The sequence below is a fragment of the Allobosea sp. P1_A7 genome (assembly GCF_056406775.1).
On the sequence record NZ_JBFTZN010000033.1, the window covers coordinates 1 to 15,659 of the forward strand.

The following is a 15,659-nucleotide window of genomic DNA, read 5'->3' on the forward strand; positions in this document are numbered from 1 at the left end:
CCCGTCACGAACACGTCGAACTTGCCGTGGGAGCAGAAGATCATCGCGACGGAGACGCTGCAGGTGATGATCCGCAGAGTCATCTTGCTCAAAAGCGCCCGCGCGACGGCTTCGACCGTCGTTCCGACATCGAGATAGACCGATGCGCCGTCGGGAATCATCTCCGCCACCGCTCTGCCGATCCGCTCCTTGCCGGCGGGGGCCGTCGTCAGCTTCTGCGCGTAGCCGGGGCGGAACGTGCCGTCCGTCAGGCCGGCGCCGCCGTGGAAGCGGTGCAGGTAGTTGGCCTGCTGCAGCTTGATGATGTCGCGCCGGATCGTCTGACTCGACACTTCGAATTCCCTTGCCAGCCCGTCGATCGTGACGAACCCGAGCTCCTGGACCGCCGCGAGCACGCTGCGCTGGCGGCGCGTCAGGGCAGCGGGTTTCGGGGAGGCTGCGCCGCGCGCTGACATGTCGACCTCTTGCACCTGGACGAAGAGAGCCGGGCGCGGGAGCGCCGCGCGCGGCCTGTTCGCGATTGTGGAAGATATCTTACATTTCTGCCAGCTCTATTGCGGGCGATGTCACCCTTCTCCGACATAGCGTCGGCGCAGATGCGCCTTGAACACTCCGGCGTCGAGCGGGCGGCCGGTAGCGCGGGTCAGCAACTCGTCCGTCTCGTAGAGCGAGCCCTGGCTGTGGATGTTGGTCCGCAACCAGTCGAGGAGCGGGGAGAAGTCGCCGCGCCCGATGGCGGGCAGGATCTCCGGCTGGGTCCGGCAGGCTGCGTCGAAGATCTGCGCGGCCGTCATCGCACCGAGCGTATAGGTCGGGAAATAGCCCCAGCCGCCGCTCGGCCAGTGCACGTCCTGCAAGCAGCCGAGACGGTCGTCCGGCGGCGTGATACCGAGCAGCTGCCGCATCTGCTCGTTCCAGGCCGAGGGCAGCTCCGAGAGCGGCATGGCGTCCGCGATCAGGGCCTGCTCCAGTCGATAGCGCAGGATGACATGGGCGGGGTAGGTGACCTCGTCGGCATCGACGCGAATGAAGCCGGGCTGGACCCGCGTCGCATTGCGCCACAGAGCCTCGGCGTCCCAGGCCGCACCGCTCGCGCCAAAGGCCTCGCGCATCAGCGGTGCCGCGAAGCTCATGAATTCATGGCTCCGGCAGGCCTGCATCTCGATCAGCAGCGACTGGCTCTCGTGCAGACTCATGCCGCGCGCATGGCTGACCGGCTGGCTCAACCAGGCTTGCGGGCGGCCCTGCTCGTAGAGGGCATGACCGGTCTCGTGCAACACGCCCATCAGGGCCTTGGTGAAGTCGGCCTCGTCATAGCGGGTGGTGATACGCACATCATTGTCGGCGCCCCCGCAGAAGGGATGTGTCGAGATGTCGAGCCGGCCACGCTCGAAATCATAGCCGAGCGCCGCCATCATCTTCAGGCCGAGCCGGCGCTGCGCCTCGATCGGAAAGGGCCCTTCCAGCCTTGGGGCGGCAGGCCGCCTGGCCTGCGCTGCCAGCGCCTCCTGCGTGAACCCCGGCAGGAAGGCTGCGAGATCGTCGAACAGCCCGTCGATCCGCTGCGCGCGGCCGCCGGGCTCGTAATCATTCAGCAGCGCATCATAGGGCGAGAGCCCGAGCCGCTCGCCCTTGGCCCGCCCGATCTCGCGCTGAAGCTTGAGCACCTCGGCCAGAAAGGGCAGCAGGCCGGCAAAATCCGAATCGGCCCGGGCCTGGCGCCAGCGCATCTCACAGGCCGAAACTGCCTTGCTCGAGGCTTCGACCAGATCGCTGGGCAACGCGGTCTCGACCGTCCAGCTGCGCCGGATCTCGCGCAGATTCGCCCGCTCCCAGGCGCCAAGCGTCGTATCGGCCTCGGCTTCTGACAGCCAGCCGCCGATACGCAGTTCGGTCACCATGCCGTGGCGCAGCACATGCAGCAACGCCATGCTCTCGGCCCGGGTATCGGCCGCTCCCTTCGGCATCATCGCGTCATTGTCCCATTGCAGGATGCCAATGGCATTGGACAGGGCGGCGACGCGGCCGAAATGGGCGGAAAGCTCGGCATAGGCAGTCATGGCGGAAACTCGCAATCCGGTAGCCGTAGGGCAGGGCGCAAAGTGGTGCGTCATTCCCAGGGCTTGATCAAGCGCACGGGAGCAGGCGAGCGCCTCACATGCCCATGGATGAGCTGCAGGAGATCAGCCTCGCGTCGCAGGGGCGAGGCGGGCTTCCGCGGTCGCGGTCATGAAGGCGTCGAGTGTCCGGGCGCCGGCCTCCGACAGCCTCAACCCGAGCTTGCTCCGGCGCCAGAGTACATCCTCGGCCCTCTCGGCCCATTCCACGCGCATGAGGTAGCGGACTTCGCGCTCGTAGAGATCGGCGCCGAAATGCTGACCAAGATCGGCGAGCGAGTCTGCGCCATCGAGAATATCGCGGGCCCGGGTGCCGTAGGCACGCGCGAGCCGGGTGACCGTCTCGCGCTGCAGCCACGGATATGCGGCACTTGCAGCCTCCGCCAGCCGGCGATAGGTGGTGATCTTCCCGCCAAAGACCGACAATAGCGGCGCCTCCCTCTCGGGTGCGTCGAGTGTCAGGACATAATCGCGCGTTGCTTCCTGAGCCATGGAGGCGCCGTCGTCATAGAGCGGCCGGACGCCGGAATAGGTCCAGACGACGCCCTCACGCGTCACCGGCTGCTTGAAATACTCGCTTGCCGCCGCGCAGAGATAGTCGATTTCCTCGGCCGTGGCCGAAGCGGTCGCGGGATCGCCGTGGTAGTCGCGATCAGTCGTGCCGATCAGCGTGAAGTCGCGCTCATAGGGAATGGCGAAGACGATCCGGCCGTCGGAATTCTGGAAGATATAGCAGCGGTCATGCTCGTAGAGCTTGCGCACCACGATATGGCTGCCCTGGACCATGCGCACGGTGGCCTGCGTGTTCGAGCGGACGATCCCGTTCAGCACCTGCCCGACCCAGGGCCCGGCCGCATTCACCAGGGCCTTGGCGCGGACGCTGTTGCGCACGCCATCGCGCACGGTCGTGATTCGCCAGGCGTTACCCTCGCGCTCGGCATGGAGCACCTTCGTGCGGGTGTGGATGTCCGCGCCGCGCGCTGCCGCGTCGGCTGCGTTCAGCACGACGAGCCGCGAATCCTCGACCCAGCAATCCGAGTATTCGAAGGCCTTCACCAGCTCCGGCTTCAGCGGCTCGCCCTGCGGGGCGTGCCGGAGGTCGATAGTGCTGGTCGGCGGCAGGAGCTTTCTGCCGCCGATATGATCATAGAGGAAGAGACCAAGCCGCAGCAGCCAGGCCGGGCGCAGGCCCTTGTGATGCGGCAGCACGAACCGCAGCGGCCGGATGATGTGCGGCGCAAGCWGCCAGAGCACCTCCCGCTCCATCAGCGCCTCGCGCACCAGCCGGAACTCGTAATGCTCGAGATAGCGCAGACCACCATGGATCAGCTTGGTCGAGGCCGAGGAGGTCGCGCTGGCGAGGTCGCTCTGTTCGAACAGGATGACGGAGGCGCCGCGGCCGGATGCGTCGCGCGCGATGCCGCAGCCATTCACACCACCGCCGATGATCGCGAGATCATATGGCTGGGCGGCAATCTCGGGAACGGCGGTCACGGCGTCTCTCCGGCTGGCGGGTGATAGTTTCGGGTTTGATTTCGTTTTGATGATGATTTTTGAATAGGTGAACCTAAAAGCGAAAGCAATGTCTCCGCCTGCACAGAGCGTTCGCCCAAATGGGGGGCGAGTGCGCCCATGCGGATCAATCCCGGCGGCCGACTTCGACGAGCTGGACGGCTTCACCTTTGCATAGGGTTCGCAACGCGGGCGAGGGCAGTTCGTCGGTGACAAAGACATCGACCTCGGACAGATGCCCGATGCGGATCGGTGCCGCCCGCTCCAGTTTCAGCCGGTCGGCAACCAGCATCACCCGCCGTGCATTGTCGATGATCGCGCGCGAGATCTTGACCTCACGGAAGTCGAAATCGAGCAGCGCACCGTCCTCGTCGATGGCAGAGGCCCCGATCACGGCATAATCGACCTTGAACTGGCTGATGAACTCGGCCGTGCTCGAGCCGATCAACCCGCCATCCGTGCGCCGGACCGGCCCGCCGGCCAACACCACGTCGATCCTAGGCTGCCGGTACAGCAGCGTCGCGACATTCAGGTTGTTGGTGATGACCATCAGGTCCTCATGCTGCATCAAGGCGCGCGCGACCTCCTCGGTCGTGGTGCCGATATTGATGAAGAGCGAGGCGTTGTTGGGAATCAGCCGGGCGGCTGCTTCGCCGATGGCGCGCTTTTCGGCCTGCGCAATGAAGCGGCGGGCCTCGTAGGCGACGTTCTCCACCCCCGAAGCGATGACGGCGCCGCCATGGATGCGGGTCATCAGCCTGCGGTCACACAGCTCGTTGAGGTCCTTGCGAATCGTCTGGGGGCTCACATCGAAGCGAGCGGCCAGCTCGTCGACGCCGACCTTTCCCTGCAATCGCGCCGTGGCCAGAATCTCGGCCTGCCGAGGGGTGCTGAGCTGATCCATGAGCCTGTCACTGCAAGTGTGATTGCGATTAACTTTCAGTTTGCAACAGAATCACTCAAAATGTGAATGCCTGATTACGCTGCGCCAGACTCGCCCTGCCGGATCAGCGACATCTTGAGGGAGCCCCGGAGCTGTCATGCATCAGGACGCCGATGCTGGCGCCGGAATAGGTGCCATTTCGCGGCCGCTCTAGGCGCTGCTGGCCGCCTCATGATCGCAGCGCAACCGAGCAGCCTCGGATCTCTGTTCAGCCACGTTGGGTGAAGCGCTCGGCGGCGTAGGGGCGCGGATCGGTGAACGGCTCTTCGCCGGTCATCATTTCTCCGAGCAGGCGACCGGTGACGGGCCCGAGCGTAAAGCCGTGATGCGCGTGGCCGAAGGTGAACCAGAGCCCCTCATGCCGTGGCGCCTTGCCGACGATCGGCTTCATGTCGGGCAGGCACGGACGTGCCCCGCGCCAGGGTGCGGGATCCACCGCCTTGCCGAGCGGGAAGATGCGCCGTGCGATCTGCTCCGCCTGCTTCATCTGCCGCGTGTCGGATGGGGCGTCACGGGCCGCGAGTTCGATGCCTGTGGTCAGGCGGATGCCGCGCATCATCGGCGACAGCACGAAACCGGCCTCGGCATCGCAGATCGGGTGGTTCAGCACAGCATTGCCCTGCGCCTCGTAATGCATGTGGTACCCGCGCTTGTAGGCGAGCGGGAAACGGTAGCCGAAACGCCGACAGAGATCGTCCGACCAGGGGCCGAGCGCGATGACGGCCGCTCCGGCGCGATACTGCGCACGCGGTGTCGTGATCGCCCAGGTCGCGCCGTTCTGTTCCAGGCCCTTCGCATCGCCGGTGACGAGCTCGCCGCCACGCGCCGTAAAGAGCTTTGCATAGGCGCGGGTCACGGCGCCGGGATCGCTGACGGTGACCGGATCGCGCCAGTGCAGTGCGCCGGCGATATCGCCCTGCAGGGCAGGCTCCCGGCGATTGAGCGCCTGCCTGTCGAGGACGTCATAGGACAGTTGGAACGGACCAAGCTCGGCCGCGCCCTCGGCTGCACGTTCGAAGCTGCGCGCTGACCGGTAATACTCGATCCAGCCTTCGCGACGCATCAGCGGCTCGACCTCGGCCGGCCCCGCGAAATACTCATGCTCGCCGATACAGCGCTCGATCAGCGGCAGCATCTCCCGGGCGGCGCGGTTCAATCGCTCGCTTGCCGAGTGCCACCAGTAGCGGGCGAGCCAGGGCAGGATCTGCGCCAGGAAATCCGGCTGATAGCGGACCGCGACCGAGCGGTTCGAGGCATAGGCCAGGATCGTGGAGAGGTCCCGCGGGAAGGCATAAGGAATGACCGAGGAACGCTCGATCAGGCCGGCATTGCCATGGCTGGTTTCGGCGCCGGGCAAGCCCTTGTCGATCAGCGTCACCGCACGACCACGCGCCTGCAGATGCAGCGCCACGCTGACTCCGACGATGCCCGCGCCCAGCACGATGACGTCGGATTGCTTGATCGTTTGGCCCATCGCTCCTCGGCGGCATCACTCGCGTCGCGCTCGCCCCAAAGGCCGGGCGACCCGTTCGAGAAGCCTCATTTTTCAGCGATATGCAAGAAAAGAAAAATCGTTTGACACTATGAAAGAAAAATTTCTTGATTGCGCCATCAACCGGGCAAACCCATGACCCAGACGCTGCGCCAGAGACTGCAGGCTTGCCTTGAGGACGGCTCCAAGGCCGACAAGGCGCTGGCGAGCTACATGCTGGCGCGCCTGAACAGCGTGCCGTTCGAAACAGCCGGGAGCCTGGCCGAAAAGGTCGAGGTCAGCGAGCCGACGGTTGGGCGCTTCTGTCGTTCGCTCGGCTACAAGAGCTTCAAGGATCTCAAGGAACAGCTCAGGCAGGATATCGGCGACCGGCCCTGGCTGATCAGCGACCGGCTGCGCGATTTCCAGCAGCGCAGCCTGGCCGGCGAGGATCAGCTCGCCCGCGGCCTGCAGCTCGAGATCTCCGGCCTGGTGGCCATCTACGAGCTGGCCCAGACGGATGAATGGAAGCGGGTCGCCAGGCGGCTTGCCGCGGCTTCGGCCGTCTATGTCACGGGCTTCCAGACGGAGCGGGGCCTCGCCCAGTATCTCGCCAACCAGCTCCAGTACCTACGCGAGGGCGTCCATCTCATCGATCTTGCAGGTGGCAATTTCGCCGAGTTGCTGCTTTCAGGCGGGCCGTCGCCCTGTCTCGTGATCTTCGAGGCCCGCCGCTACTCGCGCATGGCCAAGCTGCTGGCCCGCGAAGCCAAGCAGGCCGGCATCCGGACCACGCTCGTGACCGACGCGTTCTGCGACTGGGGCCGGGACCTCGTCGACGAGGTTCTCGTGGTTTCGACCGAGTTCAACCAGTTCTGGGACTCGACCGCGCAGATGGCGAGCCTCGGCAGTCTCCTGGTCAACAGCGTCTTCATCGAGCTCGGCCCGTCCGTCGAGGAGCGCCTGAACAGGATGGCGACGCTCTACAGCCGATTCACGGGGCATGTGGGGGATGGTTCAGGCCCCGTCGAGTGAACGAAGACCCAACATCAATCAAAAAAGAGGGGAATGGCGTCATGACGAAGATGAAGGTGAGGGGAGCCGCGTTGGCTCTCGCGCTGGCCGGGACGGCGATCTCGGGAGCGTTGTCGGCTGTCGTCGCGCAGGAAGCGACCTTCGTGCTGACGGCACGCTGGGTCGGCGCGCCGACCTACAATCCGATCAAGGCGACGAAGCTGAACACGGCGACAACGCTGATCTATGACCGGCTGGTCCTTCAGGATGCCGACCAGAGCTTCCACGGCCAGCTTGCGACGTCGTGGGAGACTTCGGCCGACGGCAAGCAATGGACCTTCAAGCTCAAGCCCGGCGTGAAATTCCACAATGGCGAGCCCTTCAACGCCAAGACGATCGAATGGTGGGTGCCGCAGTTCAAGGGCACGGAGAACGCCTTCACCGTCGAGGCGATCGAGCGCGTCGAGGTCATCGACGATCTCACCGTGCGCTTCCACATGAAGAACCCTGACCCGAACCTGCTCTCGAACCTCGCGAGCTCGTTCATGTGCATTCCCGAGCCGAAATCCTATCAGGCGCTCGGCGACAAATTCGGCGTCAGCGAGGCCGTCGGCACCGGCCCCTACAAGCTGCAGCAGTTCACGGTCGGGCAGCAGACCGTGCTGGTCCGCAATGACGACTATGCCTGGGCCTCCGACCTTTCGAAGAACCAGGGGCCGGCCAAGTTCAAGAAGCTTACCTTTCGTGAGATCGCAGAGGAATCGACTGCCTATCTCGAGCTGAAGACCGGTGGCGCCRACCTGATCGTCGCCGTCCCCACGGACTTTCTGCCGCGCATGCAGGCGGACAAGTCGATCAAGGTGGTGACCATCCCGGGCACCGAGCTGGTCTACATGCCGATCAACACCAGCGTGGAGCCCTTCACCGACATCAAGGTTCGCGAGGCGACCGCCTTCGCCGTGAACCAGGCGGAGATCATGAAGAGCCTCTATGGCGGGCTCGGCGAAGTGGCCGACACCTTCCTGATCTCCTCGCTGCAGGAGTCCAAGGWCGATCCGAAATACAAGATCAGCTACGACCCCGAGCGCTCGAAGCGGCTCTTCGACGAGGCCGGCTGGAAGCTCGGCCCCAACGGTATCCGCGTCAAGGACGGCAAGCCACTCCAGGTCAAGTTCTGGGCCCAGAATGGCACGGAATTCAAGCGACTGGCCGAGGTTCTTCAAGCCCAGCTCAAGGCGGTCGGCATGCAGGCCGACATCACGATCCTCGATTCCAGCACGATCAATTCGCAATACCGCAAGAAGACCGACCACCAGCTCGCGGTCCGCGCCTATCTCTGGACCAATGCCGATATCGTCGACTGGTTCTTCAGCGCCAAGCGCCTCGGCTATCCCAATGTCTCGATGTTCAACGATCCCGAGGCCGAGAAGCTGAACGACATCGCAATGAACAAGTCGCGCAACTGGGATGAGCGCGTAGTCAACTTCACCAAATACCACGAATACGTGTTGTCCCAGTATCCGTTCGCGCCGATCTACCAGCCGGTCCAGCTCTTTGCTCACGGCAAGCGCGTCACCATGCCGGAGAAGATCCGCGGTTCGGGTCTGTCGAGCCAGTCGATCGTCGATATCGAACCCGTCAACTGACGGGTTCGCGGACCGGTTCGAGCGGGAGAGGGCGCCTTGCTTCAATTCGCGATCAAGCGACTGCTTCTGCTCGTGCCGGTTTTCCTGGCCGTGTCGCTGGTGATCTTCCTGATCATCCATCTCGTGCCGGGCGACCCGCTCGACCACATCATCCAGGTCGGGTCGTCGCCCGAGCAGCAGGCGCAGATGATTGCGCGATACGGGCTGGATCAGCCCCTCATTGCCCAATATCTGCGCTGGCTCGGCAAGGTCGTCACCGGCGACCTTGGTGATGCGATCGTGCTGCGCCAGCCGGTGGCGAAGCTGATCGCCGAGAACCTGCCGCACAGCCTTGCTCTCGGCGGGCTCGCCTTCATGTTCTCCACGATCATCGGCATCACGGTCGGCGTGCTCGCCGCCTCCTTTCGCGACAGCCTGTTCGACCGGGCCGTGATGGGGCTGATTCTGCTCGGCTCGACCCTTCCGAGCTTCTGGCTCGGGCTGCTGATGATCCTGATGTTCGCGGTCCAGTTCGAGTGGTTCCCGGTCTCCGGTGCGCGCAGCTGGGAGGCGCTCGTCCTGCCCGTGCTGACCATCGGCATCGGCGGCACTGCGCTGATCGCCCGCGTCACCCGTGCGGCGATGATCGAGACGGCCAATCGCGACTTCGTTCGCGTGCTCTACGCCAAGGGATTGCCGTTCTGGCGCATCCAGCTCCGCCATGTCCTGCAGCATGCGTTGATGCCGGTCGCCACCATCCTTGGCCTGCGCATCGGCTGGATCCTCGGCGGCGCGGTCACGGTCGAGTTCGTCTTCGCTCGGCCGGGGCTGGGATCGCTGCTGATCACCGCGCTCGGCCAGCGCGATTATCCGCTCGTCCAGGGCTGCCTGCTGATGCTCGCCATCGCGGTGATGCTCGGCACGCTGCTCGGCGACCTTGTCCAGGCAGCCATGGATCCGCGGCTGCGCGAAGTGATGGGTGCCCGATGAGCCAGTCTTCGCTGCCCGCGCGGATCGCGCGTTCGCCACGGGGAGCGCTCAGCGCGCTCTTCCTCCTCGGGCTCGTGCTCTGCGCGCTGCTCGCCTACTGGATCGCACCCTATGACTATGCGAGCCAGAATCTGAGCCTGGCGAATTCGCCACCCTCGGCCGCCCACTGGCTCGGCACCGACGAGTTCGGACGCGACCTGCTCTCCCGCATCATCCAGGGCGCCCGCACCTCGCTCAGCGTCAGCGTGCTGTCGATCTCGCTCTCGGTCGCCGTCGGCGCATCGCTCGGCGCAGCCGCCGGTTATTTCGGCGGCGTCTTCGACCGGATCGTCACCGTCATCGTCGATCTGACCTGGTCGTTCCCGGAAATCCTGCTGGCGCTGATCCTGATCGCCATTCTCGGTCCGGGTCTGCACAGCACGGCCATCGCGATCGGCATCGCCTATCTCGCCCAGTTCACGCGCCTGACGCGGGCGCAGGTGATGACCCTGAAGAACGAAGTCTTCATCGAGGCATCGATCAATATCGGCGCCAGCCCGGCCCGCATCCTGTTCTGTCATCTGCTGCCGAATGCGATCACGCCGGTGATCGTGGCGGGAATGCTGGCGACGGGCGATGCCATCGTTCTCGAGGCTACGCTCGGCTTCTTCGGCCTGGGCGCTCAGCCGCCCCTGCCGAGCTGGGGGGCGATGATGAGCTCCGGTACGGCGCAGATCTTCATCGCACCCTGGATCATCATATTTCCCGGCCTCGTCATCGCGGCGACGGTCATCGCCATCAACCTGTTCGGCGATGCGCTGATCGAGGCGCTCGATATCCGCCGGCCGCTGCGGGACGGCTGAGACCATGCCGCTCGCCGCTCTCTGTCCGTTCCGATCCGCCAGAAGAAACGTATGAGGAAGCGCCATGTCCTTCACTGTCCTGACCGCCGAATTCTCGCATGAGAGCAATACGTTCAGCCGCAAGCCGGCCGATTACGCCGCCTTCGCGTCCCGCAATATCCAGCTTGGCGACGAGGCCGTTGCGGCCCGCAGCGAGGCGAACACGCCGATCGCCGGCTTCCTCGATATCGGCCGCCCCAATGGCTGGACGGTGATCCACACGATCAGCGCCTCGGCGCAGCCCTGCGGGCCCGTGACGCGCGATGCCTATGAGCGGATCGCCAGCGTTATCATCGAGGCCGCAAGGCAGAACAAGGACCGGCTGGACGGCATCCTGCTCGGCCTGCACGGCGCCATGGTCACCGAGTTCGACCAGGATGGCGAGGGCGAACTGCTGGAGCGTCTGCGCGCCGTGGTCGGGCCGGACCTGCCGATCGGCATCACGCTCGATCCGCATGCGAATGTCACCCCCAAGATGGCCGCGCTCGCCAACATCATCGTCGCCTACAAGACCTATCCGCATGTCGATGTGCGCGACTGCGCCAGGCAGGCCGCCGGCATTCTGCAGCGCGCCATGACCGGCGAAATCAGGCCGGTCACCATTCGCGCCCATCGCCCGATGCTCGAAGAGATCAATGGCGGGCGCACCGATATCGGGCCGATGGTCGAGCGCATCGCGCGGGCACGTGCCTACGAGCAGAAGCCCGATGTCTTCGCCGTCAGCGTCAACGGCGCCTTCGGCAATGCCGATATCGAGGAGGTCGGCCCGACCGTCCTGGTGACGGGGCAGGGGGATCTGTCCGCCCACCACGCCTTCGCCGAGGAGCTTGTCCATGACATGTGGACGCGGCGCTTCGAGAGCGTGAACACCTATCTCACGGTCGAGGAGGCGGCCCGGCAGGCCAATGCCTTCGACTCCAAGGACGGCCCGCTGGTCATTGCCGATTACGCGGATAATCCGGGCGGCGGCGGCTATGGCGACTCCACCGAATTGCTGCGCGCCATGATCGCGGCCGACGTCCAGGATGCCTGCTTCGGCCCGATCATCGATCCGGAAGCCGCCGAGGAGCTGCATCGCCACGCGGTCGGTGACCGCGTCTCGATCCGGCTCGGCGGCAAGACCGATCCGCGCGTCGGGGGCGCACCGCTTGCGCTCAAAGGCACGCTTCTCTTGTTGAGCGATGGCGACTTCGTCGGTGACGGGCCGATGCTCGGCGGGCTGAAGGGAAGCTGGGGCACGACTGCCGTGCTGCGTGTGGGCGGCATCGACATCCTCGTTGCTACCTTCCCGGCCCAGATGCTCGACCTGCAGCAGTTCCGCGCCTTCGGGATCGACCCGGTTGCGAAACGGGTGGTCGGGCTGAAATCCATGCAGCATTTCCGTGCCGCCTTCGAGCCGATCGCCGGCAAGGTCGTGGTCTGCGACAGCGGTGCACTCTGCACGCCCGACCTGACCAAGCTGCCCTACAAGCATGTCCGCCGGCCGATCTTCCCGCTCGACCGCGACATGCATCTCGCCGGCTGACCTGAGATAAGGGCGCGGCGCCTCACTGTCCCCCGGAGCGGCGACACGCAACTCCGGGGCCAGCTGGCGGCCCGCCAGCTGCATCCCTGCGTGCCATCCCGCCACCGGGTCGCTATGGTCCGGCTGTATCGGTCTTCATGTCACGCGCATCGGTTGCTTGCCGGTTGCGCTCGCATGGTCGATGGGTGACCAAGGCGGATGAGGGCTGGCCCAACGTGAATCTGAAATTCCTGGAAACCTTCGTCTGGGTTGCAAGGCTGCGCAGCTTTTCCGTCGCTGCGGACAAGCTCTGCACCACGCAGGCGTCGGTCTCCAACCGCATCGCCACCCTGGAGCGTGATCTCGGCGTCCGCCTGTTCGAGCGCGACCTGCGCAATGTCAGCCTGACACCGCACGGCCAGCGCGCCCTGGCGCAGGCGGAAGCGATCGTGCGCATGGTCAATGACCCGAAGCTGCCCCTCAAGCCCGGCAGGCTCGCGATCGCCGATCTCGTCGACTATCCGATCTTTGCCTATTCAAAGGGCTCCCAACCGCATCAGGCCGTGCTGCGGGTGATCGAAACGGCGGGAGTTGACCCCAGCGCGATCCGCATCTTCAACTCCAACTCGCTCGCCACCATCACGCGGCTGATCCGCGACGGCGTCGGCATCGCCGTGCTGCCGCGCGTCGTCGTGCAGGAGTTCCTGGAGACGGGTGATCTACGCGTTCTCGATGTCGATGCGCGCTTGCCGCCGCTGAATTTCCACGCGGTTTTCGCCGATGATCCGGGCAACACATTACCGGCGCTGATCGCGGACATGGCCGTCGAGATCGCGGCCTCCAACTGACCATACGGCGGCTGCCCAAGGAAACGGCAGGGCATGGCGCTGGCGTTCTCATAAGCAATTCTTGTCGAGGCGAACAAGAATTTCGCGTTTGCCGGGCCGGCTCGCGTTTGTTCTGCTGCGGCAACACCTGCAGGGAGAACGCCGTTGAAAGTCTCGCTCATCCAGATGAACTCGCAGGACGACAAGTCCGCGAACCTCAAGACCGCCCGGGCCATGATCGAGAAGGTCGTCGCCGAGGACCATCCCGATCTCATCGTACTGCCGGAATACTACGCCTTCCTGGACGGCAGTCCGGCGGCGATGCGCGAGAGCGCCGAGACCTTTCCGAACGGCGAGAGCTATCGCCTGATGTCGGGCCTGGCCGAGAAGCACGGCGTCACCATCCATGCCGGCAGCGTCTGCGAGCGCGACGGTGACGACTATTTCAATGCGACCCTCGTCTTCGGTCCCGATGGCAAGCAGATCGCGCATTACCGCAAGATCCACCTGTTCGATGTCGATGCTCCCGGCGGCTCGAGCTACCGTGAGTCCAACATGGTCTCGCGTGGCAAGGAGGTCGTGACCTATAAGGTCGGGGACGCCACGGTCGGCTGCGCCATCTGCTACGACATCCGGTTCCCGGAGCTCTTCCGCAAGCTGCGCGACGCCGGTTCCGATCTGATCGTGCTGCCCGCCGCCTTCACCCTGATGACCGGCAAGGACCATTGGGAACTGCTGGCCCGGGCCCGCGCGGCCGAGACGCAGACCTGGTTCCTGGCGACCGGACAGACCGGCACCCATGCGCAGGGCAAGAACGCCTGCTACGGCCATTCCATGGTCATCAACCCCTGGGGCCATATCGCCGCCCAGGCTTCCGACGGTATCGGCACGACGAGCGCCAGGCTCGATTTCGACTACACCGCCAAGGTCCGCGCTGCGGTCCCCGTCGCCAATCATCACGTCATCGGCTGACCGGAGCGCAGCATGTTCATCGTCAATCCCATGCCGGCGCAGATTCCGGCCAGCCTCGTTGCGCTGCTCGAGAAATGCGAAGTCGCGACCATCGGTCATGTCCTGCATTCAGGCTTCGTCGACCGCGAGATCCGCGCGGTGCTGCCGACCAAGCGCATCGCCGGCACGGCGGTCACCATCCGCATCCCACACGCGGATTCGACCGCGTTGCACTACCTGACCAAGCTCGTCCGTCCGGGCGATGTGGTCGTGATCGACCGCTGCGGCGACACCAAACATGCCTGCTGGGGCGGCGTCGTCACCCACGCCATGAAGAATGCCGGAGTGGCTGCCGGTGTCATCGACGGCCCGGCCACGGATTTCTCCGAGATCGTCAAGACCGACATGCCGATGTGGTGCCGCGGTCCGTCGCCGATCACGACCAAGATCCTCGGCACCGAGGGCGCGATCAACGTTCCGGTCAGCGTCGGCGGCCAGACGATCGAGCCGGGGGATGCCGTGCTCTGCGACGAGAGCGGCATTGTCGTCCTCAAGGCCGCGACGGCCGAAGCCTATGCCCGCCGCGCCATCGAAATGCAGGAGCAGGAACTCGTCCTGCTCGAGCGCCTGCGCAAGGGCGAGAAGCTGCCCGATATCTCCGGCGCTACCGCCATGGTCGAGGGCAAGCTCGCCAGGGTCTGAATGTCCGACATATCGAAGCGGGCGGCACAAAGCCGCTCGCGCAACCATAAACAGAGGGGAAGTCGCATGAAGACATATGCCAAGATCGCGATCGGAGCCGGGCTCGCGACCGCACTCCTGTCAAGCACCGCCATGGCCCAGCAGACCGTGACGGTGATGGCCTATTCCGGTCTCTTCCAGGAGCGCTACACCAAGGCGGTGGTCGAGCCCTTCATGAAGGCCAATCCCGGCATCAAGGTCGAATATTTCCCGATGCCGAACTCGGCCCAGATGCTGGGCAACCTGCGCGCCCAGAAGGCCGCGCCGCAGGCCGATGTCGTGATCATGGACGTCTCGGTCTCGAAGGCTGCGACCGACGAGAAGCTGCTCACCAAGATCGACGAGAAGAACACCCCGAACGTCGCCGATCTCTACCCCAGCGCGCGCATTGCCGATGTCGACGGCGTCGCCGTGACCTTCGACAACCTCGTGCTGCTCTACAACACCGATACGGTGAAGGAGACGCCGAAGTCCTGGATGGACCTCGCCGACAAGAAGTTCGCCGGGAAGGTTGCGATCCCCGGCATGCCTGACATCCAGGGCCTCTCGCTCGTGCTGATCACCGACAAGGCGCGCGGTGGCACCGACTATCTCAAGAATGTAGACAAGGGCATCGCAGCGCTCGGCGAGATCGCGCCCAACGTGCAGACCTGGGAGCCGAAGCCCGAGGTCTATGTCACGATCATCTCCGGCCAGGCGACGGTCGGCGCCGGTTGGAACGCCCGTGCGCAGGTGAACATCGACACCTCGAACGGCAAGCTCGGTGCGACCCTGCCGAAGGAAGGCAGCGTCTTCCAGATCAACACCATCAACCAGGTCGCCGGCGGCCCCGGCAAGGATGCCGGCGCGAAGTTCATCAACTACGCGCTCAGCCCCGAGGCGCAGAAGGCTTTCACGGAAGCGATGTTCTACGCACCGACCAATGCCAAGGCGCAGATCTCGGACGCCGCGATCGCGCGCACGGCGGTGAAGTCGATGGACAAGGTCATCCCGGTGGACTGGATCGCACTCGCCAAGGTCCGCGAGCCGATCATGGACCAGTGGCGCCGCAAGGTGATCCCGCTGAGCCGCTGAGCCAAAGGA

Annotated in this window: 14 protein-coding genes; 9 read left to right on the top strand and 5 right to left on the bottom strand. The window is 65.0% G+C overall.

The window, feature by feature from the left end; all coding sequences use genetic code 11:
• The 5 genes from AC1D34_RS08065 to AC1D34_RS08085 form a co-directional block, all read right to left on the bottom strand.
• Positions 1-455, bottom strand: a 455-nt coding sequence (locus AC1D34_RS08065) for a DeoR/GlpR family DNA-binding transcription regulator (protein ID WP_476823959.1), incomplete at its 3' end; no start/stop codon positions are given.
• Positions 456-566: 111 nt separating this feature from the next.
• Positions 567-2,060 carry a carboxypeptidase M32 gene (locus tag AC1D34_RS08070; protein WP_476823960.1) on the bottom strand — a complete coding sequence of 498 codons (1,494 nt, stop codon included), beginning with the start codon at positions 2,058-2,060 and terminating at the stop codon, positions 567-569.
• A gap of 123 nt (positions 2,061-2,183) precedes the next feature.
• Entirely contained in the window at positions 2,184-3,611 is a 1,428-nt protein-coding gene (gene glpD / locus AC1D34_RS08075; protein WP_476823961.1) for a glycerol-3-phosphate dehydrogenase, read from the bottom strand.
• Positions 3,612-3,756: 145 nt separating this feature from the next.
• Entirely contained in the window at positions 3,757-4,533 is a 777-nt protein-coding gene (locus AC1D34_RS08080; RefSeq protein ID WP_441507082.1) for a DeoR/GlpR family DNA-binding transcription regulator, read from the bottom strand.
• 247 nt (positions 4,534-4,780) lie between these two features.
• The gene (locus AC1D34_RS08085; protein WP_476823962.1) at positions 4,781-6,046 is read right to left on the bottom strand and encodes an NAD(P)/FAD-dependent oxidoreductase; all 1,266 of its coding nucleotides are present in this window, start codon (positions 6,044-6,046) and stop codon (positions 4,781-4,783) included.
• Positions 6,047-6,199: 153 nt separating this feature from the next.
• On the opposite strand from AC1D34_RS08085, the gene AC1D34_RS08090 reads away from it, so the two are divergent.
• From AC1D34_RS08090 to AC1D34_RS08130, 9 genes are all read left to right on the top strand, one after another.
• Entirely contained in the window at positions 6,200-7,078 is an 879-nt protein-coding gene (locus tag AC1D34_RS08090; protein WP_113519031.1) for a MurR/RpiR family transcriptional regulator, read from the top strand.
• A gap of 41 nt (positions 7,079-7,119) precedes the next feature.
• Positions 7,120-8,703 carry an ABC transporter substrate-binding protein gene (locus tag AC1D34_RS08095; RefSeq protein WP_476823963.1) on the top strand — a complete coding sequence of 528 codons (1,584 nt, stop codon included), beginning with the start codon at positions 7,120-7,122 and terminating at the stop codon, positions 8,701-8,703.
• Positions 8,704-8,739: 36 nt separating this feature from the next.
• Positions 8,740-9,672 (top strand): ABC transporter permease, encoded by a 933-nt coding sequence (locus AC1D34_RS08100; RefSeq protein ID WP_441490864.1) that lies wholly within the window; start codon positions 8,740-8,742, stop codon positions 9,670-9,672.
• A complete protein-coding gene (locus AC1D34_RS08105; RefSeq protein ID WP_476823964.1) occupies positions 9,669-10,514 on the top strand; it encodes an ABC transporter permease in 846 nt (281 codons plus the stop codon). Before AC1D34_RS08100 ends, AC1D34_RS08105 begins: the two co-directional genes overlap by 4 nt.
• Before the next feature lie 64 nt (positions 10,515-10,578).
• A complete protein-coding gene (locus AC1D34_RS08110) occupies positions 10,579-12,078 on the top strand; it encodes a M81 family metallopeptidase (RefSeq protein WP_476823965.1) in 1,500 nt (499 codons plus the stop codon).
• Between the two features lie 215 nt (positions 12,079-12,293).
• Positions 12,294-12,905 carry a LysR family transcriptional regulator gene (locus AC1D34_RS08115; RefSeq protein WP_476823966.1) on the top strand — a complete coding sequence of 204 codons (612 nt, stop codon included), beginning with the start codon at positions 12,294-12,296 and terminating at the stop codon, positions 12,903-12,905.
• 144 nt (positions 12,906-13,049) lie between these two features.
• Positions 13,050-13,856, top strand: a complete 807-nt coding sequence (locus tag AC1D34_RS08120) for a carbon-nitrogen hydrolase family protein (RefSeq protein WP_441490860.1) — start codon at positions 13,050-13,052, stop codon at positions 13,854-13,856.
• A 12-nt stretch (positions 13,857-13,868) separates the two neighbouring features.
• Positions 13,869-14,537, top strand: coding sequence for an RraA family protein (locus AC1D34_RS08125; protein ID WP_441490859.1), 669 nt, complete (start codon positions 13,869-13,871; stop codon positions 14,535-14,537).
• A gap of 132 nt (positions 14,538-14,669) precedes the next feature.
• A complete protein-coding gene (locus tag AC1D34_RS08130; RefSeq protein ID WP_069882768.1) occupies positions 14,670-15,650 on the top strand; it encodes an ABC transporter substrate-binding protein in 981 nt (326 codons plus the stop codon).
• Positions 15,651-15,659: the final 9 nt, after the last annotated feature.